General features: G+C 65.1%; 21 protein-coding genes. 12 read left to right on the plus strand and 9 right to left on the minus strand.

The annotated features are described in order from the left end of the window. Positions 1-73: 73 nt before the first annotated feature. The 5 genes from G6R31_RS03010 to fba all read right to left on the minus strand — a co-directional run bounded on the left by G6R31_RS03010 (position 74) and on the right by fba (position 4,603). Entirely contained in the window at positions 74-316 is a 243-nt protein-coding gene (locus G6R31_RS03010; RefSeq protein WP_029732964.1) for an iron transporter, read from the minus strand. Positions 317-470: 154 nt separating this feature from the next. After that, positions 471-1,478, minus strand: a complete 1,008-nt coding sequence (locus G6R31_RS03015) for an Nramp family divalent metal transporter (protein ID WP_081608285.1) — start codon at positions 1,476-1,478, stop codon at positions 471-473. Positions 1,479-1,509: 31 nt separating this feature from the next. Then, complete coding sequence (locus tag G6R31_RS03020; protein WP_017870917.1) at positions 1,510-2,892, minus strand: YwqG family protein; 1,383 nt, start codon at positions 2,890-2,892, stop codon at positions 1,510-1,512. 9 nt (positions 2,893-2,901) lie between these two features. Continuing rightward, entirely contained in the window at positions 2,902-3,453 is a 552-nt protein-coding gene (locus G6R31_RS03025; RefSeq protein ID WP_017870918.1) for an SRPBCC family protein, read from the minus strand. Between the two features lie 232 nt (positions 3,454-3,685). Next, a complete protein-coding gene (gene fba / locus G6R31_RS03030; RefSeq protein ID WP_017870919.1) occupies positions 3,686-4,603 on the minus strand; it encodes a class II fructose-1,6-bisphosphate aldolase in 918 nt (305 codons plus the stop codon). Positions 4,604-4,850: 247 nt separating this feature from the next. Between fba and G6R31_RS03035 the strand changes: the two genes are divergently transcribed. The 5 genes from G6R31_RS03035 to G6R31_RS03055 all read left to right on the plus strand — a co-directional run bounded on the left by G6R31_RS03035 (position 4,851) and on the right by G6R31_RS03055 (position 9,011). Beyond that, positions 4,851-6,059: an aminotransferase-like domain-containing protein gene (locus G6R31_RS03035; protein ID WP_017870920.1), complete on the plus strand. Its 1,209-nt coding sequence runs from the start codon at positions 4,851-4,853 to the stop codon at positions 6,057-6,059. Further along, the gene (locus G6R31_RS03040; protein WP_017870921.1) at positions 6,056-6,337 is read left to right on the plus strand and encodes a nucleoside triphosphate pyrophosphohydrolase family protein; all 282 of its coding nucleotides are present in this window, start codon (positions 6,056-6,058) and stop codon (positions 6,335-6,337) included. The genes G6R31_RS03035 and G6R31_RS03040 overlap by 4 nt, the downstream gene beginning before the upstream one ends. Before the next feature lie 72 nt (positions 6,338-6,409). Next, positions 6,410-7,261 carry a glutamate racemase gene (murI, locus tag G6R31_RS03045; protein ID WP_192825862.1) on the plus strand — a complete coding sequence of 284 codons (852 nt, stop codon included), beginning with the start codon at positions 6,410-6,412 and terminating at the stop codon, positions 7,259-7,261. Continuing rightward, positions 7,258-7,998, plus strand: coding sequence for a ribonuclease PH (gene rph, locus G6R31_RS03050; protein WP_017872070.1), 741 nt, complete (start codon positions 7,258-7,260; stop codon positions 7,996-7,998). Before murI ends, rph begins: the two co-directional genes overlap by 4 nt. A gap of 176 nt (positions 7,999-8,174) precedes the next feature. Then, entirely contained in the window at positions 8,175-9,011 is an 837-nt protein-coding gene (locus G6R31_RS03055) for a transposase (RefSeq protein ID WP_114671024.1), read from the plus strand. Between the two features lie 185 nt (positions 9,012-9,196). Here the strand turns inward: G6R31_RS03055 and G6R31_RS03060 are convergent, their stop codons facing one another. Beyond that, positions 9,197-10,468: an aspartate aminotransferase type Ic gene (locus G6R31_RS03060; RefSeq protein WP_025567977.1), complete on the minus strand. Its 1,272-nt coding sequence runs from the start codon at positions 10,466-10,468 to the stop codon at positions 9,197-9,199. Between the two features lie 199 nt (positions 10,469-10,667). Between G6R31_RS03060 and G6R31_RS03065 the strand changes: the two genes are divergently transcribed. From G6R31_RS03065 to G6R31_RS03080, 4 genes are all read left to right on the plus strand, one after another. Beyond that, positions 10,668-11,219 (plus strand): LabA-like NYN domain-containing protein, encoded by a 552-nt coding sequence (locus tag G6R31_RS03065; protein WP_017871627.1) that lies wholly within the window; start codon positions 10,668-10,670, stop codon positions 11,217-11,219. Then, complete coding sequence (queA, locus tag G6R31_RS03070; RefSeq protein WP_017871628.1) at positions 11,220-12,284, plus strand: tRNA preQ1(34) S-adenosylmethionine ribosyltransferase-isomerase QueA; 1,065 nt, start codon at positions 11,220-11,222, stop codon at positions 12,282-12,284. A 57-nt stretch (positions 12,285-12,341) separates the two neighbouring features. Further along, the gene (locus tag G6R31_RS03075) at positions 12,342-12,665 is read left to right on the plus strand and encodes a hypothetical protein (RefSeq protein ID WP_017871629.1); all 324 of its coding nucleotides are present in this window, start codon (positions 12,342-12,344) and stop codon (positions 12,663-12,665) included. A gap of 62 nt (positions 12,666-12,727) precedes the next feature. Beyond that, on the plus strand, positions 12,728-13,381 hold the full coding sequence (locus G6R31_RS03080; RefSeq protein ID WP_017871630.1) for a hypothetical protein: 654 nt from the start codon (positions 12,728-12,730) through the stop codon (positions 13,379-13,381). Between the two features lie 231 nt (positions 13,382-13,612). Here G6R31_RS03080 and G6R31_RS03085 read toward each other — a convergent pair whose 3' ends face one another. From G6R31_RS03085 to G6R31_RS03095, 3 genes are all read right to left on the minus strand, one after another. Beyond that, positions 13,613-14,275, minus strand: a complete 663-nt coding sequence (locus G6R31_RS03085) for a phosphatidylserine decarboxylase (protein WP_017871631.1) — start codon at positions 14,273-14,275, stop codon at positions 13,613-13,615. A gap of 122 nt (positions 14,276-14,397) precedes the next feature. After that, entirely contained in the window at positions 14,398-16,038 is a 1,641-nt protein-coding gene (locus G6R31_RS03090; protein ID WP_017871632.1) for a CTP synthase, read from the minus strand. Positions 16,039-16,509: 471 nt separating this feature from the next. Continuing rightward, the gene (locus G6R31_RS03095) at positions 16,510-18,663 is read right to left on the minus strand and encodes a HelD family protein (RefSeq protein WP_308422349.1); all 2,154 of its coding nucleotides are present in this window, start codon (positions 18,661-18,663) and stop codon (positions 16,510-16,512) included. A 268-nt stretch (positions 18,664-18,931) separates the two neighbouring features. On the opposite strand from G6R31_RS03095, the gene G6R31_RS03100 reads away from it, so the two are divergent. The 3 genes from G6R31_RS03100 (at position 18,932) to G6R31_RS03110 (ending at position 22,886) form a co-directional block, all read left to right on the plus strand. Beyond that, the gene (locus G6R31_RS03100) at positions 18,932-20,689 is read left to right on the plus strand and encodes an ABC transporter substrate-binding protein (protein ID WP_017871635.1); all 1,758 of its coding nucleotides are present in this window, start codon (positions 18,932-18,934) and stop codon (positions 20,687-20,689) included. Positions 20,690-20,770: 81 nt separating this feature from the next. Further along, a complete protein-coding gene (locus G6R31_RS03105; protein ID WP_017871636.1) occupies positions 20,771-21,751 on the plus strand; it encodes an ABC transporter permease in 981 nt (326 codons plus the stop codon). A 7-nt stretch (positions 21,752-21,758) separates the two neighbouring features. Next, positions 21,759-22,886 (plus strand): ABC transporter permease, encoded by a 1,128-nt coding sequence (locus tag G6R31_RS03110; RefSeq protein WP_017871637.1) that lies wholly within the window; start codon positions 21,759-21,761, stop codon positions 22,884-22,886. Positions 22,887-22,910: the final 24 nt, after the last annotated feature.

The raw sequence follows: 22,910 nt of genomic DNA on the forward strand, positions 1-22,910 counted from the left end.
TCGCATCCGCTCTGCTGCGCAGCTTTGCAAGTCGGATTGAATCTGGTCGTTTCAGATTCAATCGGAATCCGTATCAGCTGCCGCCCAGCACCTTGCCCACTTGCTTAACGAGTTCGGTCAGGGCCAGATAACTGAAAATCACCGCGCACAGACCCAGCATTACGTTGGTGCCGGGTTTGTTGCGCCACTCGGCGGGCACGCGGTCACTGTTGAGGATAAACAGCAGCGTGATGGCGAGAAAGGGCATGAACAGCGCCCCCAGCACGCCGTAAGCCAGAATCAGGCCTACCGGCTTGCCCAGGAACATCAGCAGCATAGGCGGGAAGGTCAGCCACAGGATGTACCACTTGTAATACGGATTCCGCTAAATTCCTGCACAGTCGGAACTACACCGCCTGTGCATCCATATCGCGAAATCCGTATCTTTTCCTACTCCTTTCAGTCGGATTGAATCCAGAAATCTGCTGGATTCAATCGGAATCCGTATAATACTTGCCGCCCACGCGGGTGTCGGGGTGGCCCGAGGACAGGCCGCGCAGCTTGCCCACGAAGTCGGCGAACATCAGCGACACGCCGTTCCACACGCCCAGCAGCGAGGAGTACGCGGCGGCGGCGAATCCGACCAGAAACACGTACTTGGCCCAGCCGCCGTAGCGCTGCCCCAGGATGTCGGAAAGGTCGAGCAGGCCCTTTTCGCCGCTCTCGACAGCGATTTTGGCCGAGTACAGCAGCTCGGCGCCCACAATCAGCGTCGAGAGGACGAACAGGCCCGTCACGATGTAGGCCACATTGTTGTCGAGCCTCATCACGTTCATGAAGCGCGGGGTGATCCAGCCTTTTTCGCGCAGCCAGTAGCCGTAGGCCGCCAGGGTGATGGTGCCGCCCACGCCCCCGGCGAGGCTGAGCACGTTGATGACGCTGCCTTCGGGAATGCTCGGCACCAGCCCGCGCAGGATGTCGCCCAGGTTGGGCAGGGTCATGATGGCCGCGCCGACCATCGCCACGAACATCAGCCCGACCAGCAGCGCCATGAATTTCTCGAACACTTCGTAGCGCCCGAACCACACCAGCGCCAGCCCCAGCAGCGCCGAGAGGATGCCCCACGTTTCCACGCTGAGGCCCGGCATCAGGGCGTGCAGCGGAATCCCGGTGCCCGACATGGCGGCGGCCCCGTACACGAAGCCCCAGAGAACGATGTAGATGCCGAAATAGACGGTGGCCCAGCGCCCCAGCGACTGCCAGCCCTCGAAGATGGTCTTGCCCGTCGCCAGCGAGTAGCGCCCCGCCCCTTCGACCAGCACGATCTTGAGCAGGCAGCCCAGCAGCACCGTCCAGAGCAGCGCGTAGCCGTACTTGCTGCCCGCCACCAGCGTAGCGACGAGGTCGGCGGCCCCTACGCCCGTGGCGGCCACCAGCAGCCCCGGCCCGATCACTTTCCAGCGCGGCTGAGCGCCCGCCTCCAGATTTTGTGTTGTCATGCACAAACTGTAGCAGGGCGGCCCGCCCCGCTCAGAAGGCGTCCAGTTCCGCCCACACCCGCGAGAAGTCCAGATTGCCGAGGTCGTCCGGGCGAATGAAAAAGCCTGCCCAGCCGCCCATGCCGCCGCTGTCTCCGAACAACTGCCCGCCATAATCGTCACCGTCGAACTGAAAGAGCAGTTGCACGTTCTCGGCGGCGGGGTGAAAGGTGTTGATGACCATCGGATATCCGCGCAGGCGGTGGCCGTTGGGACGCAGGTTGGCGTTGTCCTCGCCCTGCTGGTCCGTTTCGTCTGCGGACCGCGCGAAGCCCAGGCGGTCATCCAGACTGGACGGGAGTTCGCTGTCGGGCACGAAGCCCATCGCCTGTTCGGGCGGGCTGAACATCTCTTCCTGATAGTCCTCCAATTCGGGCACCTCGCGGGTCAGCGCGGCCTCGTCCTGCACGGGGTCGGGCCAGTACAGCACCCGCTCTCCGGCGTGGCTGACGAAAAATTGCAGCAGCCCGCGCCGGGGCAAGTCGGGCAGATGGCCCCCCGCGTTGGCCTGCGCCAGATTGATCTGCGCCAGAAAAGGCAGCGGTGCGCCGTGCACGTCCAGGGGCCACGCGCTGCCGACGGGACGGTAGGGCACGCCGCCGAATTTGCTGTCCCAGGCGGCAGGCTGGCCCGCCGTGGGATAGGGCCGCACCACGGGCCGCTCCAGCCCCCGCAGTTCGGCGCGGTGCGGCTCCAGCCCCGGCGTCAGCCACAAAGAGCCGTCAGCGCGGCGCGGTGATATCCGAAGAAAGCCTTCCCTCGCCAGTTCCAGCGACCTTTCCCACAGGCCCACCTCGGCCCCAGGCGGCACAATGTTAATTTCAGCGGCCCAGATGCTCGCAAAGCGGCGGCGCAGTTCGGCGGGCGGGTTCCACAGGGGCGAGTTCTGCACTTCCTCCGCCGTGACCAGGGCCGAACTGTAGCTTTCGGGCACGACATTGGGCGCGTCACTCAGCGTGCGGCCCATGCGCCGGTCGAAGGTGTCCAGTTCGTCCCAGAGCTTTTGCGGCAGGCCCAGACGCAAAAATTCCTGCCGGGCGGCTTCGCGTGACCCCAGCCGTCCTATCAGCATTTCGCGCCACATCCTGAATTCGGGAGCGCTGGCGCTCTGCTCCATCTGCGCGCGCAGCTTTTCGCGCTCGGCGGCTTCGTCGAAAGGAGGCGGAGTCTGTGCCGCTGTCCGTCCCTCGCGTTCAAGTCGGGTGGTTTGCCCATCGAAGCTCAGGCGGGCGCGTTCGCCGGTCTGGGGCTGAAGGTACTGTTCGAGTTGCCGCAGGGGACGGGCGGTTTGGGTCATGTTGAATTCTCCGGCAGGGGAAGCAGGCGACAGCAAAAAAGCCGCCCCCAGAAGTGGGAGCAGGCTGAGGGGCGACATTCTGTCAGTCTACTTCTTTTTGCGGGCAGCCTTCGCAGCGGCCTTGGCAGCTTTCTCCTCGGCTTTTTGCTTCTCGGCCATTTCGCGGCCCATGTCTTCGACCAGTTGCGCGGTGGGCGCGTCGATCTGGCGTTGCAGGTCCATCAGGGTGCTGATGGTCAGGTTGTGCAGGATGCGCTCCATCTGCGTGCGAATCCAGCGGTAGCGCACCGTGCCCTTGACCGTCAGCGTGACTTCGGTGCCGCCGGGCATCGGCTTGAAGTTCCACTGCTGCGAGAACTTTTCCAGCGGGCCAAAAGGTCTGACCGCTTCCCAGCCGCCGCGCTGCGAGGCCACCAGTTGCCCGTATCTGGCCTGAAACTTCAGCCCCAGGAGTCGCCGCACGAATTTGAAGTCCACCAGGGCGTTTTGCGCGAGCTTCTGACCCTCGCTGCTGTAGGCCGCGCTGACCAGATTGGAGTCCCAGGCGGCGCGGCGGCGCGGATCCAGGGCGAGGCGGTACAGCACTTCGGGCCGCCCGCGCATGGGCATGGTCTGCTTGACGACGATTTCTTCCGACATTGGGGGAAAGTATAGGGTGAAGGGTGGAGGGTATAGGGACTGACCCCTGTACCCTCCACCCTTTACCCTCTGCGTCTTATACGGGTTCCGATTGAATCTGGTAGTTTCAGATTCAATCCGACTTGCAAAGCTGCGCAGCAGAGCGGATGCGAGTAGGAAAAAATACGGGTTACGCGATATGGATGCACAGGCGGCGCTTTCCCGACTGTGCAGGAATTAAGCGGAATCCGTATTACGCTTTGCCGACGCTGCCGAGCACCTTCATCTTGTGCTCGACGATTTTGCTCATCAGGTCGCGGGCGGGGCCGAAGACCTTGCGGGGGTCGAATTCCTTGGGGTTGGCCTTGAGCACTTCGCGGATGCCGACGGTGCTGGCGAGGCGCAAATCCGTGTCCACGTTCACCTTGGCGATGCCGTAGCCCGCCGCTTCGGTGAGGTCTTCGTCGGCGATGCCCGCCGCGTCCCCGATTTCGCCGCCCGAGTCGCGCAGGCGCTGCACGATTTCGGCAGGCACGCCGCTGGAGCCGTGCGCGACGAGGGGAATGCTCAGCAGTTCGCCGATCTTCTTGATGCGGGCCTGGTCGATAAAGGGACGCCCCTTGCCCTTGTACGCGCCGTGGCTGGTGCCGATGGCGATGGCGAGGTAGTCCACGTCCGTCAGTTCGACGAACTTGACGGCTTCTTCGGGGTCGGTCAGGAAGGCGTCCTTCTCGTCCACGACGATATGCTCCTCGATTCCGCCGAGGCGTCCGAGTTCGGCTTCCACGCTGATGCCCATCGCGTGAGCGGCCTCGACCACGCGCCCCGTTTCATGCACGTTTTCGTCGAAGGGGTGGTGCGAGGCGTCGATCATCACCGAGGTAAAGCCCATCTTGATGGCCTTCAGTGCCGACTCGTAACTGCTGCCGTGGTCGAGGTGCAGTGCGACAGGCACGGTAGCGCGGGTGGCGATGTCGATGACGATGTTGGCGAGGTCCTGCCCGCCGTACTTGATCGCCCCTTCGCTCATCTGCACGATGACGGGCGAACGCAGACGCTCGGCGGTGTGGATGATCGCCTGGGTGATTTCCATGTTGTTGGTGTTGAACGCACCGACGGCGTACTTGCCTTTGCGGGCGGGAACCAGAATGTCTTTACCGGTAACGAGCATAGGGTGCCTCCTTTTGTGACGGACCCACTTTACCCGCTCGCTCGGGCACCTGTCCTGTCAACCTGAGCGGAACAGGGGAGAGGGGGCCAGGAAACACGCTTAATACGGATTCCGATTGAATCTGGTAGTTTCAGATTCAATCCGAGCGGATGCGAGTAGGAAAAAATACGGATTCTGCGATATGGATGCACAGGCGGCGCTTTCCCGACTGTGCAGGAATTAAGCGGAATCCGTATAACATGCGGCCATGTCCACTTCCTCTGCCCTGCCTGACCTGTCCGCCCTGATTTCGCGCCGCGCCCAGACCATGACCGCCAGCGCCATCCGCGAAATCCTCAAGATTACCCAGCAGCCCGACGTGATTTCCTTTGCCGGGGGCCTGCCCGCGCCCGAACTGTTTCCGCTGGACGCCGTGCGGCAGGCCGCCGAAACCGCGCTGAACAAATACGGCCCCGCCGCGCTGCAATACTCCACCACCGAGGGCCACCCGCCGCTGCGCGAGTGGATAGCTGAGCGGCACGGCATTCCCGCGCAGAATGTCCAGATCGTGACCGGCAGCCAGCAGGGGCTGGACCTGCTCGGCAAAATCCTGATCAACGAGGGCGACACCGTGCTGGTCGAGGCGCCGACCTACCTGGGGGCGCTGCAATCCTTCCAGCCGTACCTGCCGCAGTACGCGCAGGTGCCCACCGACGAGGGCGGCATCGACGTGGACGCGCTCGAACGCCTCCTTCAGACCACCAAGGCCAAGCTGCTCTATGCCATTCCCAACTTCCAGAACCCCACCGGGCGCACCCTGAGCCTGGAGCGCCGCCGCCGTCTGGTGGAACTCACCGCGCAGCATGGCGTCCTGCTCATCGAGGACGACCCCTACGGCGAACTGCGCTTTACGGGTGAAGCCCTGCCGAGCCTCTACGCACTCGGTCTGGAACTCGCGGGCGACGTGGACCGCAACCACGTCGTGTACTGCTCCAGTTTTTCCAAGACGCTGGTGCCGGGGCTGCGCGACGCCTGGATCGAGGCCGCTTCTCCCATCGTCGCCAAGCTGATTCAGGCCAAGCAGGGGGCCGACCTGCACACCCCGACCCTCAACCAGATGATGATGACGGAGCTTTTGCCGCTGCTTCCGGCGCAAATCGAAACGGTGGGGGCTGCCTACCGCGAGCGCGGCGCCCACATGCTCCGCCAGATGGACGAGCAGTTTCCGGCGGGCGTGGCGTACACCCGGCCCGAGGGCGGCATGTTCCTGTGGGTGACGTTGCCGCAGGGGGTGGATACGGTGGCCCTCTTGCCCCGCGCCGTCGAGAACAAGGTGGCCTACGTGCCCGGCCAGCCCTTTTTCGCCCTCGGCGGCGGCCAGAACACCATGCGCCTGAGCTACAGCAGCGCGACCCCCGAGCAGATCACGCAGGGCATGCGGGCGCTGGGCCAGACCTTCCGCGAGGCCCTCGCTTGACCGCCCGCACCGCCTCTGTCCTGGCCGAAGTCGCGCGGGAACGGGAGCGCCAGCACGCCAAATGGGGGGTCCAGAACTTTCCCCCCGAACTGTGGCTGATGGTGCTGGGCGAAGAAGTGGGCGAGGTCAACAACGCCGCGCTCGAACACCACGTCGGCAACCTCCCCGACCTCAGCGCCTACCGCGAAGAACTCATTCAGGTGGCGGCGGTGGCGGTGCAGGCGGTGGAAAGCCTGGACCGGCAGGCGGAGGGGGAAGGGGAGAGAGGGGAGGGGTAGAGAGCCGGAGCCTCAGCTTCTAACCCCTTCCAACCAAACCGCTTCTCCCCCCCGCCCGCTATCATGCCCCCCGTGAGTTCCGCCCCCGCCCCCCACCCCGCCCTTCCCATCGGCGTCTTCGACAGCGGCGTGGGTGGGCTGAGCGTCCTGGCCGAGTTGCGCCGCGCCCTGCCCGGCGAGGACTTTCTGTACCTCGCCGACCTCGCCCACATGCCCTACGGTGCCCGCAGCGACGAGGACATCCGTGACCTGACCGACCGCGCCGTGTCCGAACTGCACCGCCGGGGGGTGGGGGCCGTGGTGGTGGCCTGCAACACGGCCTCGGCCTTCAGCCTGTCGCACCTGCGCGAACGGTTCGAGTTGCCGATTATCGGCCTGGTTCCGGCAGTCAAACCGGCGGTGACCGCCACCAAAAGCGGCGTGGTGGGCGTACTGGCGACCCCCGGCACCCTGCGCGGCACCCTGCTCGCCGACGTGATTCGGCAGTGGGCCGAGCCAGCGGGCGTGCGGGTGATGCAGGCGGTCAGCACCGCCCTGGTCCCGCTGGTCGAGGCGGGCAAGGCCGACAGCCCGGACACCCGCGCCGTGCTGCGCGAGATTCTGACCCCACTGGCTGGGGCCGGGGCCGACCAGCTCGTTCTGGGCTGCACCCATTACCCTTTTCTGGCGGGCAGCATCCGTGCCGAATTCGGCGACACCTTTGCCCTGGTAGACAGCGGCGCGGCGGTGGCCCGGCACACCCGCAACGTGCTGGCGCGGGCCGGGCTGCTGCGCGAAACTTCGGGGCCGGGCGCGGTGACTTACCTGACCACCGGCGACCCTGTTGCCCTGCGGCCCCTGCTGAGCACCCTGCTGGCCCAGAACAGTGGGGCAGACGCGGCCTCCCCTTCCTCCTCTCCCAGAATCGAGTTCACGACGACATGACCCTTTCCAAACTTCCCGTCCGTGAGGGCCGAGACGCCCTGACCCCGCGCCCGGTGTCGGTGCAGCGCGGCGTCAACCCCCACGCTCCCGGCAGCGCCCACCTCAAAATGGGCCGCACCGAAATCCTGGCGACCGTCACCCTCGACGACAAGCCTGCCCCCCACATGCGCGGCAAAAAGGAAGGCTGGCTGACCGCCGAGTACTCCATGCTGCCGCGCTCGACCACCGACCGCCAGGCACGCGAACGCAGCCTGCAAAATGGCCGCCGCCACGAGATTCAGCGGCTTCTCGGGCGGGCGCTGCGCTCCAGCATGGACCTGCGCCCTTTCAAAAATCAGACCCTCTACGTGGACTGCGACGTGCTGGTGGCCGACGGCGGCACCCGCGTGGCCAGCGTGCTGGCCGGACATGCCGCGCTGCACGACTTTTGTGACCGCCTCATCAACTCCGGACAGCTCAGCGAGTGGCCGATTGTGCACAACGTCGGGGCCATCAGCGTGGGTCTGATCGGCGACGAACTGCGCGTGGACCTCGACTACGAGGAAGACAAGGTGGCCCGCGCCGACCTCAACGTGATTGCCACCGACACCGGCCTCTTGATCGAGGTGCAGGGCGGAGCCGAACTCGGGCCGATCACGGTGGACGAATATGCCCGCCTGCTGACCTGCGGCGTCGCCTCGGTGCAGGACGTGATGAGGGACGTGACGAAGCAGCTGGCGGTGATTCAGGGGGTGTAATACGGATTCCGATTGAATCCAGCAGATTTCTGGATTCAATCCGACTGAAAGGAGTAGGAAAAGATACGGATTTCGCGATATGGATGCACAGGCGGCGCCTTCCCGACTGTGCAGGAATTAAGCGGAATCACCTCGGGTGCGGCGCAAGAAGGGGCGAAAAAAGCGAAGCTGGGGTTATGCGAACCAGCCAGCTTCTGGAATATTTTAGCCTGCCCGACCTCTTCACACTGGCCTACGTCCTTGTCGACGACCATCTCCAACTGCTCAGCGCCATGGGAAGCTACCAGCTTCCCATGGCCCGCAACCGTCAGGCCACTCCTTCTGAACTGATCACTATCGCCCTCGTGGGCGACCTTCTTGGTCAGAAGAACAGCGAGACCTGGTTCGCCCTCGTTCGTCAGCTTTACGCCGACCTCTTCCCACACCTCCCCGAACGCAGTCGCTACCACCGCCATTTACTCGCAGCCAGGCATCTCATCGCATCTTTCGGGCTGTCCCTCAGCCCGAAAGATGCAGACATCCTCATTATCGACAGTAAACCCCTCCCCATTGCTCAGGGTGCCCGAATGAAGCGGCCCAGACAGCAGTCAGAAGCAAAAATAGGCCCAGGGAGTATGGGCTGGGTGATGGGCTACAAGCTTCACGGCGTCGTCGACACGCAGGGCTACTTCACGAAGTTTGCCATTGTCGCTGCCAACGAATCCGAGCAGGGCGTGGCCCGTGAGCTGCTCTCTGAATACGAACGCAGCCGCACGCTTGGGGACAAAGGCTACGTCGGGAGTGGCGTGTACGCCAAGTCACGGGAGAACGCGAAGACACCGGTGGCATGGCCACCGGTGCTGGGGAAACTAAGAAAGCGCATAGAATCGGTCTTTTCCAGGTTAGCGAGATGCTGCTCTCTGGGTGAGGTGCAGCTGAATTCCTTCCAGGCCGTCGTAGCCCGCACGTGCCGTGCGGTTGCGGCCCACAACCTGATGCTGCACCTAGAGCGCTACGTGCGTTCAGCAGCTTAGATTCCGCCGCACCCGAGGTGAATCCGTATCACCTGCTGAGAAACCATGTTCCCCTTGCCATGAGCTATGGGCCATGAGCTCTGAACAGCCTCTTCATGGCTCATGGCCTATGGCTCAGAGCCAGTCGGCACAGCAGGCTTGAGACCAACTTTGCACGTTGTCAATAAGAAGAGTCCCCTCCCCTCTTACCTCTGTCCGGCGCGGTACTCCTCTGCCGCCAGTTTCACGCAGGTGGCGACGCCGCGCATGGCGACTTCGACCTCTTCCAGCGGGGGCCGGGTGGGCGCGAGGCGGATGTTGGCGTTGTGGGGGTCTTTGCCGCCGGGGTAGGTCGCGCCCGCCGGGGTCAGGCTGATGCCCGCTTCGTCGGCCAGCTGCACCACGCGGTCCGCCACCGGGTCCACCGTGTCGAGGCTGATGAAATACCCGCCGCGCGGCGTGCGCCACGTCGCGTAGCCGCCGCCGCCTTCCCCGAGTTCGGCGCTCAAGGCGTCGTAGACCGCCTGAAACTTGGGGGCGATGAGTTTGGCGTGGTCGCGCATCAGCCCTTCCAGCCCGCCTTCGTAGGCTTGCAGGAACTTGACGTGCCGCGCCTGCTCGACCTTGTTGGGACCGATGCTCTGGGCGTTGAGGTACTTGCCGAGCCACCCGATGTTGTCTTCGCTGCTGCCGACGAAGCCCAGGCCCGCGCCCGCGAAGGTGATTTTGGAGGTCGAAGCGAACACGAAGGCGCGGTCGGGGTGCCCGGCGTCCCGGCACAGCGCCACGAAGTTGACGGGCGTGTCGCGCTCCTCGAAGAGGTGGTGGGCGCGGTAGGCGTCGTCGGCGAAGATGGTGAAATCGGGGGCCGCCGCCTTCAGACCAGCGAGCCTGCGGGCTTTTTCCTCGCTGACCGTCTCGCCGCCGGGGTTGGAATAGGTCGGCACGAACAGGATGCCCTTGACCGAGGGGTCGCTCGCCACCAGCTTTTCTACGGCGTCCACGTCGGGGCCGTCGGACTGCATATCCACCGTCAGCAGTTCGAAGCCCATCGTCTGAAGCAGCAGGAAGTGGCGGTCGTAGCCGGGCACGGTCACGATCATCTTGGGTTTCTGGTGAACCCACCCACCTTCAGAGCCGCGCACGCCGTGCAGCAGCGCAAAACCCAGCACCAGCCCCTGAAGTTCCAGGCTGGAGTTGTTCCACACCAGCACGTTTTCGGGCTTGAGGTCGAGGTAGGCCCCGAACATCGCCCGCGCCGAGGGCAGGCCGCCGATGCCGCCGGGGTAGTTGCGCAGGTCGAGGCCGTCGAAGTGGGTGTCCCCCTCACCGAGGATGCCCAGCATCGGGTTGCTGAGGTCGAAGTCGGCGTCGGCGGGCTGGCCGCGCTGAAGGTTGAGTTTCAGGCCACGCGCCTTGAGTTCGGCGTAGGCGGCCTGGGCCTGAGCAAGGGCGTCCTGGGCGGTCGGGCTGGTCATGCGGCCAGGGTAACGCAGCCGGGCCGGGCGGGGCAGCCGGGTCGTCTCGACTGCGGCCCGGCCCTTCACAACCTCCCGCGCCGGGCCTATGCTGGGCGGCGGGCCAGCGGCCCCCTTTTTCGGTCCTGGCCTCCAGGTTTGGCCCACCTTGCCTTTTTCGCTTTCCCTCTTTCGGTCTCACCACAACAGGAGAAACCCAATGCAGTACGTGGTTCATCGCCCCCGCGTCGGGGTGTTCATCGACACGCAGAATCTCTACCACTCGGCCCGCGACCTGCTGGAACGCACCGTCAACTTCGAAACGATTCTGAACTGTGCCACCGCCGAGCGCGAACTCGTCCACGCCATCAGCTACACCGTGGAGCGTGAAGGCGAAGCGACCTCGCGCCCGTTCATCTACAAGCTCTCGACCCTGGGCTACAAGGTGCGGCGCATGAACCTGACGCTGCACCACGTCACCGACGACGGCAAGCCGATCTACAGCGGCAACTGGGACATGGGCATCGTGGCCGACATGTTCCGGCTGATGGATCACCTCGACATCATCGTGCTGGGCAGCGGCGACGGCGACTTCACCGACATCGTGGAGGTCTTGCAGGAGCGCGGCAAACGGGTGGAGGTCATCGCCTTCCGCGAACACACCAGCCAGAACCTGATTGACGCCGCCGACCGCTTTTTTCATCTGCCCGACATCGAGGGTGCCTTGATGCCGGCCCGCCAGAAGAACAAGGAAGCGGCGGGCGAAGGCTGAATGGCTGCCCCTGCGACTGCCGACGAGGTGCTGGTGCGGCTGCACTTCGACCTGCCCGAATCCCGCATCGCCCAGACCGGGGCCGAGCCGCGTGACACCTCGCGCCTGATGGTGGTGGGCGACGAGGTGCAGCACCGCGTCTTCCGCGAGTTGCCCGACCTGCTGCGCCCCGGCGACCTGCTGGTGTTCAACGAGTCGCGGGTGATTCCGGCCCGCGTGCTGGCCCGCAAACCTGTCGTGAACGGCTTCGGCGGCGGCACGGTCGAGGTGCTGCTGCTGCGTGAGGAATTCGACCAGGGCGCGAACGTCTGGAGCGCCTACCTGAGGCCCGCCCGCCGCGCCGGAAACGAACTGTTTCTGGGCGACCACCGCGCCGAAGTGGTGGGTGTGCTGGACGACGGTGCCCGCCTGCTGCGCTTCGACCACGACATCAAGCCCCATCTGGACGAGATTGGCCGCCTGCCGCTGCCGCCCTACATCGATGCGGGCGAGAGCGACGAGACGTGGCGCGAGCGTTACCAGACCGTCTACGCGAGGACGCCCGGCAGCGTGGCGGCCCCCACCGCCGGACTGCACTTCACGCCCGAACTGCTCGCCCGCCTGAGTGAAATGGGCGTGGAGCGGGCCACCGTCACGCTGCATGTGGGGGCGGGCACCTTCAAGCCGATTCAGGGGTCGGTGGCCGACCACGTCATGCACGCCGAACGCTACGAGGTGAGCGCCGAAACCGCCGCCGCCATCACCCGCGCCAGGGCCGAGGGGCGAAGGGTGGTGGCAGTCGGCACGACCACCGTCCGCACGCTCGAAAGCGCCTGGGACGGCGAACAGGTGCGGCCCGGAGCCGGGGAGACGCGCATCTTCATCACGCCGGAAATGCCCGTGCAGGTGCCGGACTTGCTCATCACCAACCTGCACCTGCCCGGCAGCACGCTGCTGCTGCTCGTCGCCGCCTTCGCGGGTGAAGACCGTATCCGCGCCGCCTACGACGAGGCGCTGGCGCGGGGCTACCGCTTCTACTCGCTGGGCGACGCGATGCTGCTGGAAAACCGCCGCCGTGTGGGCTGACCCGCCGCTGACCTCCCCCTGAGCCTGTGCTGACACGCGCGCCCCAGACTGCGGAGCATGATTTTTCGCGACCCTCAGCCTGCCCTCACGCCCGCGCATCCGCTGGCCCCCATGCCGCTCTCCCAGGCTGTCCAGGCGTATCTCCAGGCCCGGCCTTCCGTCGACGCGGCGCGGCACGCCGAGCTGCTGGCGGCCCTCGACGAGCATCTCGGCGCTCCGGCCCCCCTGCTGGCCTACACCAAGCTGACCGGCGAGGCGTGGCAGCGCACCCTACCCGCCGCGCAGCAGCCCGAAGCGGCGGCGCTGCTGGCCGACTTCCGCGCCTTCCTGCGTGACGAAGGCTGGCTGGACGCGGCGCGGGCGGTCAACCTGCCGGATTGAGTGGGCCGGACTGAGTGGAGGGGGGAGGGAACAGGGCAGAGGGTGAAGGTACTCTCTGCCCTATGCCTTTGTCTGAACTGCTCGCGTACTTCCGGCCCCTCGCTGCCGAGCGCCGTGACCTCGGCTCCGGCCCCGTATTGCAGACGCCGGGGGTGAATGTGCTGGCGCTCAACGCCGCGTATGTCGCGCAGGCCCCGACAGAAGCGGCAGAGGCCGAACTGCACACCTTCTTCACTGGGCACGGCGCGCCGCCGCTGGTGCTCTCGCCCTACACCTGGGACGGGCAGGATGTGGGCGGGCTGCGGGTGGGCGAGTGGCGGGCCGGGAAGACGGCAACCGAACACATTGCCGTGGAGCAGGTGTCGCGGCTGCAACTGGCAACGTGGGCGGCAGTGCTGGCCGAGAGTTACGAGGCGCTCGACTGGGCCGGGCTGCTGGCTCAACACTTCGCCGCCCGGCTGGAAGGTCGCCGCGACTTCGCGCTGCTGCTGGCCTACGCGGGCCATGACCCGGTGGGCGCGGGCCTGTGGCGAGCGGAAGGGAAAGGCGGGGCCATGCACCTGTGGGGCACCCTCGACCCCGCCGCCGACGCGCCCCTCCTGAACGCTGCCGCTCAGCTCGCGGGCGGGCGGGTGAGGGTCAGCCTCCCCGACGCCTCGCCCCTGCATCTGCCGGACGCGGAAGTGCTGACCTTTACCCTGCTCTCAGGGCGATAAACACGCCTTTTCCCAGCAGTTCGACCTTTTGACGGTCTGACGTTTAGAGCATTTGACAAAAAGACGCAACGTCTTTTTGGCGAGCGGACTGGGACAGCTCGCAGAGAGCGAGTGCAAAACACTGAGCAGGGCGGACTTGCAAAGCTGCGCAGCAGACTGGTACAGCTCCGCAGGAGAGAATGGAGTGATGCGGGGCGCTGTTCCGTGCATCACGTCATTCGGAGAACTGCTCTAGACGGCCTGCCCCGCCACCACCGTCTCGGCCCCGCGCACGCGCTCGCCCACGCTGACCTGGGGGGTCACGGTGTCCGGCAGGGCGAGCAGCACCAGCCCACCTTCGGCTAGAAACGCGGCCTTGTTGCCCTGGCGCACGGTCTGGCCCTCGTCCAGATAGGTGGTGGCGTTCAGGCCCGCGCCGGGGGCGATCAGGCCCACCGTCACCACCTGCCCGCCTTCGCCCTGCACGGCGTAGCTGTAGCGCTCGTTGCCGCGCACGGCGGCGCTGCCGAGCAGGTCCACCGCCCGGCCCGCCAGAAGCTGGGCGGCGTCGCTCACGGGCACGGCGGCCCGCGCTCCCGGCTTGCGACCTGCGCTGAGCACGGTGCCCTCAGCCGGGGCATAGGTGAAATGCACGTCCAGCGGCCCCGTGAAAATGCCCAGCAGCCAGCCCTCCTGCTGGGGCGTGCCGAGCAGTTCGGCCACGCTCAGCCCGTCTGCCCGGCCCCCCTCGATACGGCGCACGAACGACACCAGCCCGTCGGCGGGCGAGAGGATGGCCCCCGCGTCCTGGGTGGCCGGAAGGCGCACCGGGTCGCGGAAACGGTAGACGCTGCGGAGATACCAGACGCCAGCGGCAAAGGCGGCCAGCAGGGGAAAACGGCGGGGAAGACGCATGGGGGCAGGATACGCGGAGGGCGGGAGGCGGATGGCTGATGGCAGATGGCGAAAGGCAAAAGGCAGAAGGCTCCAGCTGTTGCCAGAGCCTCCGCCCCTTTTTTACCCTCTACTCTCCGCTCTCAACCCTCAGCCTGCTGCCTCTCCAGCGCCGCCTTCACAAACCCCGCAAAAGGCGGGCTGGGCCGCATCGGACGGCTCTTGAATTCGGGGTGGGCTTGCAGCGCCACGAAGAACGGGTGGCCCGCGATTTCCACGCTCTCGACCAGACCCGCGCCGCGTCCCTCCACGCCGGGGGTCACGCCGGAGATGGTCAGGCCCGCCGCTTTAAGTTGGTCGGTGTAAGCGGGGTTGACCTCGTAGCGGTGGCGGTGGCGCTCCTTGACGGTGCCGCCCTGCGGAACGCCGTACAGCTCGGCGATTTTGGTGCCGCCCTGCAATTCCATCGGCCAGTCGCCCAGGCGCATGGTCCCGCCCATGCCCTCGACTTCGAGCTGTTCGGGCATCAGGTCGATGACCTTGTTCTTGGCGTACTCGTCGAACTCGGCAGAGTTGGCGTCCTCGATTCCGGCGACGTGGCGGGCATATTCGATGACCGCAATCTGCATCCCCAGGCAGATGCCCAGGTAGGGCACGCCGCGCGTGCGGGCGTACTCGGCGGCCTTGACCTTGCCCTCGATGCCGCGAATCCCGAAGCCGCCCGGCACCAGAATGCCGTCCACGTCGGCAAATTGCGCTTCGAGTTCGCCCTCGCCCGCCTCGGCCAGTTCCTCGGCGTTGACCCATTTGATGTTCACGCGGGCGTCGTTGGCAATGCCCGCGTGCGTCAGCGATTCCATCAGCGAGAGGTAGGCGTCGGGCATGGCGGTGTACTTGCCCGCGATGGCGATGGTGACCTCTTGCCCCGGCTGCTTGATGGTCTTGACCGCGTCGGCCCACACGCCCAGGCGGGGGTGGGTGCGCTCCAGGCCCAGCAGGTCTTCGACGGCCTTGCCCAGCCCCTGCTCCTCCAGCGCCAGCGGCACCTGATACACGTGCTCCACGTCGAAGCTGGAAAACACGCGGTTTTCGCGCACGCTGGTAAACGCCGCGATTTTGCGGATGATGTCGGCGGGCAGCTTGTCCTTGCTGCGGACCATCACGATGTCGGGGCTGATGCCGTAGGAGCGCAGCGCGGCGACACTGTGCTGGGTGGGCTTGGTCTTGAACTCGTTCGACGTTCCGAGGTACGGCACCAGCGTCAGGTGCAGGAACAGCACGTTTTCGTCGCCCTCGTCGAACTTGAACTGCCGAATGGCTTCCAGGAAGGGCAGCGACTCGATGTCGCCCACCGTGCCGCCGACCTCGATCAGCACGATTTCCGCGCCCGCCGACTCGCCCGCCGCCCGAATCCGGCGCTTGATTTCGTCGGTGACGTGCGGAATGACCTGCACGGTCTGCGACAGGTAATCCCCGGCGCGTTCCTTGCGGATGACCTCCTGATAGACCTGCCCGGTGGTGATGTTGCTGCCCGGCGGAATGTCGAGGTCGAGAAAGCGCTCGTAGTTGCCGATGTCGAGGTCGGTCTCGGCCCCGCTCGCCGTCACGAAGCATTCGCCGTGCTCGTAGGGCCGCATGGTGCCCGCGTCGATGTTGATGTAAGGGTCGATTTTGACGGCGGTGACTTTGTAGCCACGCGCCCGCAGCAAGGCGCCCAGGGACGCACTCGCCACGCCTTTGCCGAGGCTGCTGACGACGCCGCCGGTCACGAAGATGTATTTCATGGATTTCCCTCCGGAAATGTCTAAGGGTCGAGGGTCTAAGGGTCTAAGCAAAGCAAAGTGGCCGCGCACCAAAAAAAAGGCCGGAGCGCGGCGGCTTCCGGGATTTGAGGATAGCACGGGGGCAGAGATGATGGATGATGGGTTCGCTTACGCTGATGGAAAAGGACGGTCGGGGCGGAGGGCAGAACAGGGCCGCGTTCTTTGACCCTCCACCCCGGCAGCCAGCAGGGCTTTCCCTTCGCGAACTGATACGGATTCCGATTGAATCTGGTCGTTTCAGATTCAATCCGACTTGCAAAGCTGCGCAGCAGAGCGGATGCGAGTAGGAAAAAATACGGGTTACGCGATATGGATGCACAGGCGGCGCTTTCCCGACTGTGCAGGAATTAAGCGGAATCCGTATGACCTCGCTCAAGCCCCTCTTTCTCCATCCTCCATCAGCGAAGCGGAACCATCATCCATCAACCCCTCTCAGCGCACCAGCGGGTGCAACTCCGCCCCCCCGCTCACCAGCCCCAGCCAGTGCAGGGCGCGGCTGGCGGCGACGTACAGCAGCCGCCGCTCGTACTCGGTGCTTTCGTCGTAGGTCGCCTGATTCGCCCCGGTCACGATGGCGGCGCTGAATTCCAGCCCTTTGGCGAGGCTGACGGGCAAGATGACCAGCCCGCCCCTAAAGCGGTGTTCCTGGGTGGTAATCGGCTGGGCGTCGGTGTCGAAGTCGCGCAGTTCGGCGCTCAGGCGGTCGGCGTCCGAGCCGCGCCGCGTCACGATGGCGATGTTGGTGTGTCCGGCGGCCTGCGCGTCCTTGACCGCCTGGGCAATCAGCGCCCGCTCGTCACCTCCCTCGTAGCGCTGCACCTCGGCCCCGTCGCGGTCTACGCCCTGCACCTGCGCGGCGCGGTTGTAGGTTTCGGCAATCCGCGCCCCCAGCGCCGTAATCTGGCGCGTACTGCGGTAGGTGCGCGAGAGCGTGAGCACCTGCGCCCCCGGCAACTGGTCCTGCACGTCCTGCCACTTGCTCGGCCCCTTGTAGCCGTGCATCCCCTGGTTCAGGTCGCCCAGCGCGGTCACGTGCCCCGGGCGCGAGGCGCGGGCGAGCAGCGCGTACAGCAGCGGCGAGTAGTCCTGCGCCTCGTCGAGCACCACATGGTCGAAGGGTTCCAGCGTGCGCCCCACCGCCCGCCCGATGCCCCCGGTAAACGCCTGCACCGCCAGCATGACCGGCAGTTCGGTCACGTCGGCGTGCGCCCGGCGCGGGGTGGGAATGCCGCTCAGCGGGTCGGCGAGCAGCAGCCGGATTTCCTTGTCGCTCAGCAGGCCACTCGCGGCCAGGGCGCCCGCGTCGGCCAGCAGGCGGCGGGCCTCGGTCACGGGCGTCGTGGAGGCAAAAATGCGCCCCAGCAGCGTGGTCAGGGGTTTGCTGAGTTGACGGCGCACGCTGGCTTCTTCCTCGTCGGGCACCCGCAGGCGGCTCACCGCTTCCTGCTCCACCAGCCGCCGGAATCCGGCCCGGTAGCCGTCCAGCGGATCCTGCGCGAACACGTCGTGCAGCAGCCCAGCGAGGTCGCTTTCCGTCAGACTGAAGGCGAGCAGCCCGCGCCCCGCCACCTCGATGTTTTCCTGCAAACTCTGGCCCGTGATGGCCGCGCCGAACTTGTTCCAGAGGTGGGTGCGCACCACGTCGAGCATCCGGGCGTCGCCGAGCAGCTTGGCCCGCCGCCACGCCAGCGCCCGCCGTGCGTTGTCGGTGTCGGTCAGCAGCAGCGAAAGCGTGCGGTCGGTGATTTCCAGTTTTTCCAGCCCCAGCAGCCCCGTCGCCCAGGCTTCGGGCGTGGTCACGCTGACGCCGGAAATCCCCAGTTCCGGCAGAATCCGGGCGGCGTAGGCGGCCAGCACCCGGTTGGGCATCAGCACCATGCAGGCTTCGGCACGCGCCTGATGCACCCCGCGCTCGGCACTGGTCATCCAGGCCAGACGGTGAAAGCCGATGGTCGTCTTGCCCGACCCGGCGGCCCCCTGGATGATGACCGGCGTTCCGGCGGGGTGGCGCATCGCCTCGTTCTGCTCGGGCTGGAGCGTTTCCACCACGTCGCGCATTCCGGCGGTGCTCTGCTCTTTCAATCGGCGCAGCAGCACTTCCTCGCGCCCGCCGGTGTCGCCACCCTGTTCGTCGTCGTAGAGGTCGGTCACGCGCAGCAGCTTCTTTTTCGCCACGTCGAGTTGCCGCCGCCGCCGAATCTGGCCCTTGCTGCCGCGCTTGGGCGTCCACTCGAGCGCCTCGGAATAAAACAGGCTGCCCACCTCGCTGTCCCAGCTCATGACGTGGTGTGGCCCGCCCACGTCGCGAAAGGCGTGCTTGCCGATATAGAGGGTCTGCTCGCGCCCACCGACGCGCACCTTCAGGCTGCCGAAATACGGCTGGTGGACATGTACGCTCAGCATGGCGGCGTGTTCCTCGGCGGTGTCGGCCATCGTCACCGAGGTTTCGAGGTCGGCGCCCGTGTTGCGGTCGCGGTCTTCCCAGAGTTCGATCTGGCGAATCATGGCCGACACCGTGCCGCCGAGGTGGTCGGTTTCCAGGTCGAAATCGGGATGGGTTTTGGCGGGTGGTTCTGCCAGAGACATAAAGAGGAGGATAGCGCGTCTGTGCTGCCGAAATCTGCCGGCATCGGCCAGCCGGGCCTCCCGGCCTCCTTCCCCGGCGTCAGGGCTTATCAGGTGTAATGGGCAACCTGGCAAATGTAAGATTTCTCTCTTTGATGTGAAATGGATGACGTGGACTTGACCTCCTGTAAGGCAGTCCATATATTGACCGCGCTGGAAATCCCTGAACCCTTACACCAACGACCCGCGATGGGGACGTTGGTCTTTTCCAGAATCATTTGGAGGTTCCATGAAGAAAATTCTGACTCTTGCGCTTGCCCTGACGCTGGGCAACGCTGCCGCTCAGGCCGATTTCGTCTACCCGCAGGCCTGGAGCGCCGACCCCGCCGCCAGTGCCAAGACCGGTGGCGAACTGCGCACCTACACGCTCTCGGACTTCAAGACCCTGAACCCCTTCGTGAGCAAGGAAGCGGAAAGCCTGCCCAACTCCTACTTCAACCTGGGTGCTTACCTGTTTACCCAGGACCCCCGCAACGACAAGTTCATTCCTGTCATGGCGGCGTCCATGCCCACCGTGAGCAACAACGGCAAGCGCTTTGTCGTCAAGATTCGCCAGGGGATGAAGTTCAGCGACGGTCAGGCGATCACCGCCGACGACTGGGTCAGCACCCTGGCGATCCACAAGGATGACAAGGTCGGCTCCAACAGCTACGACTCCTTTTTCATCAACAAGAAGCCGGTGACGGTCAAGAAGCTCGACACCTACACCCTGCAGTTCGACTTCCCCACGGTGGACGTCTCGGCCTACAGCAAGATGAGCTATACCCCCTGGCCCGACCACGTGTTCGGCAAGGCCTACCGCTCGGGCGGGGCCGCTGCCGTGACCAAGCTGTGGCCGCTGAACACCCCGGGCAGCAACATCGTCGTGCCCGGCGCCTGGACCCTGGAAAGCTTCCAGGCCGGTCAGCGCGTGGTCCTGAAGAAGAACACCCGTTTCGGCGAGTGGAACAAGGACAGCGCGGGTAAGGCCCTGCCCTACCTCGACCGCCTCTCCTTCCGCGTGATCGAGAACCAGAACGCCGCCCTCGCCGCTTACCTCGCCGGTCAGATCGACACCTTCGGGCCCCGCAACGCCGACGACCTCGCCCAGATCAAGCGCGCCATCGACGGCGGCAACCTCAAGGCCGAACTGTTCGCCAACGTCGGGCCGCAGGCGACGAGCACCTGGGTGGTCTGGAACTGGAACAAGAGCGGTGACCCCTTCAAGCAGAAGATCTTCCGTGACGTGCGCTTCCGCCGCGCCATGAGCCACATCGCCAACCGCAAGGCGATGGTGCAGCTGACCCTGGGCGGCCTGGGCACCGAGGTGTACTCCAGCGTCTACCCCATCTTCAAGAACTACACCTACGCCTCGACCCCCAAGTACTCCTATGACCTCGATCAGGCCCGCAAGCTGCTGGCGCAGATGGGCTTTACCAAGAAGGACAAGGACGGCTGGCTGGTCGACGCGCAGGGCCGCCGCCTGGAATTCACGCTCAACACCAACTCGGGCAACACCGTGCGTGAGCAGCAGGGCCGCATCTTCGCCGACGAGGCCAAGAAGGTCGGGGTCAAGATCAACTTCAACCCCATCGACTTCAACAACCTCGTTGACCTGATGTACGAAAAGGGCGAGAACCGCAAGTTCGATTCGATCCTGCTGGGCTTCTCCGGCGGCACGAACTACTGGCCCTACTCCTCCAACACTGTGACCTGCGGTGGCAGCCTGCACGCCTACAACAACCCCACCAACGGGGCCTGCCTTACCAGCCAGGAACAGCTGATCACCAAGCTGTTCAACCAGGGCCAGCAGACCCTGGACGACACCAAGCGCCGCGCCATCGGCGAGCAGCTGTCCAAGGCGATGGCCGAACTGCAGCCCTTCGTCTACCTGGCGGGCAGCAACTACCACGTCAGCTTCAACAGCCGCCTCGGTGGCGAGATGCCCCGCAACCTGTGGGACGCCTACTACGGCAGCCGCCTGAACGTGCTGACCTACATCAAGTAAGCCTGGGGCCGTGAGGCCCAGGGGAAGTCCGCCCATCCGCGGGTTTCCCCTTTTTTGCTGCTTTCAAGGAGACGTTGTCTTATGCTTCCCTTCATCATCAAGCGGATTCTCGCCAGCATCCCGGTGTTGCTGCTGTCGAGTGCCCTGATCTTTTTCATTATCCAGGCGGCGCCGGGTGACTTCCTGACCCCGCTCAAGCTCAGCCCGGTGGACACCTCGGCGCAGGTTGCGGCGCTGACCAAGCAGTTTGGTCTCGACAAGCCCGTGTGGCAGCAGTACTTCATCTGGCTGGGCAACATGCTGACCGGCAATCTGGGGCTGTCCTTCGCCTACCAGCAGCCGGTGGCCGACATCGCCTTCCCGCGTATCCTCAATTCCATCTGGCTGGTGCTGCTCAATCTCGTGCTGTTCTACCCCATCGCCATCGCGCTCGGCGTGTACGGCGCGGTGCGGCAGTACTCGTTCGGCGACAAGCTCAGCAGCGTCATTCTGTATTTCCTGTTAGGGTTCCCGAGCTTCTTTCTGGCGCTGATCGTCATCTTCCTGGTTCTCCAGGTGCGTTTTGCGACCGGGTGGGACATCCCCCTCAACGGCATGTACAGCGACAACCACGATTCGCTTTCGGCATTCGGCAAGTTCTGGGACTACCTGTCGCATATGCTGCTGCCGGCGCTGGTGCTGACGCTGATCAGTCTGGCGGGTTTTACCCGTGTGCTGCGCGGCCTGATGCTCGACCAGCTCAATGCCGATTACGTGCGGACCGCCCGCAGCAAGGGCCTGTCGCACAACCGGGTCATCTACAAGCACGCCCTGCGTAACGCCATTTTGCCTTTCGTCGCCGGAATCGGCGGGTTGCTGCCGGGTCTGATCAGCGGTGCAGGCTTCGTGGAAGTGGTGTTCGCCTACCCGGGGATCACGCCCATGCTGCTCAACGCGATCACCACCCAGGACCTGTACCTGATTGCGGGCTTTAACATGGTGACCCTGTTTCTGCTGCTGATCGGCAACGCCCTGAGCGACATCCTTCTCGCCGTGGTGGACCCACGTATCAAGTACGCGTGAGGCTGCCATGACGACTGTGACTTCAACCCAGACCGAAAAGACCAACCATGCCCAGTCCCAGTGGCAGGTGGCGTGGAAGCAGTTTCGCCGCAACCGCCTGGCCCAGTGGGGGGCGCTGGGGCTGATCCTGCTCTACCTCAGCGCCCTGTTTGCGCCCTTTCTGGCGCAAGACAGCCTGAGCAGCTACTCCACGGACAACCTGGTGCCCAATCACCCGCCCACGCCCATCCACTGGCGTGACCCGGCGGGCGAGGTGAGCGGTCCCTTCGTGTACCGCTACACCCAGCAGCTCAATCTCGACACCTTCGTCAACGAATACAAGCCCAGCGACGAGAAGTGCCCGGTCAGGTTCTTCGCCAAGGGAGATCCGTACAAACTGTTCGGCATCATCCCGATGGACCGCCACCTGTTCGGTACCGAAAACGCCGAGTGCAAGGTCTACCTGATGGGCGGCGACAACCTCGGCCGCGACTTTTTCACCCGCATCATGTACGCCTCACAGATCAGCCTGACCATCGGGGTGGCGGCGGTGTTCATCTCGTACATCATCGGCGCCATTATGGGTTCGCTGGCCGCTTTCTTCGGGGGCTGGGTCGACAACGTGATTATGCGTCTGGTCGAGGTGCTGGCGTCGATTCCCGACCTCTTCCTGATTATCCTGCTGGTGGCCCTGTTTCCGCCGAACGTCAACCCACTGGTGCGCCTTTACATCGTGCTGGGGATGCTGGCCTTCATCAACTGGGGTGGCGTGGCCCGCACGGTGCGCGGTCAGCTGCTCGCCGAACGCGAAAAGGACCACGTCATGGCGGCTTCGGCGTTGGGTGCGTCCAACGGGCGCGTCATGTTCCGGCACATGCTACCGAGCATGACCACGCTGTTTATCGTCAACCTCTCGATTGCCATTCCGGCCAGCATCCTGACTGAGTCGGGCCTGAGCTTCCTCGGGATCGGCGCGGTGGAGCCGTACGCGAGCTGGGGCAGCCTGCTGAACAAAGCGCAGGAAGGCGGGTTTTCGTCCTTTACCGACCGGCCCTGGGTTCTGATTCCCGGCTTTTTCATCGTGTTTACGGTGCTGTGCTGGCAGCTCGTGGGCGACGGCCTGCGCGACGCTTTCGACCCGCGCAAGCGCCGCTGAGTCGGAAACCGTTATCATGCCTTT

The sequence above is a fragment of the Deinococcus wulumuqiensis R12 genome (assembly GCF_011067105.1).
Classification (GTDB): domain Bacteria; phylum Deinococcota; class Deinococci; order Deinococcales; family Deinococcaceae; genus Deinococcus; species Deinococcus wulumuqiensis.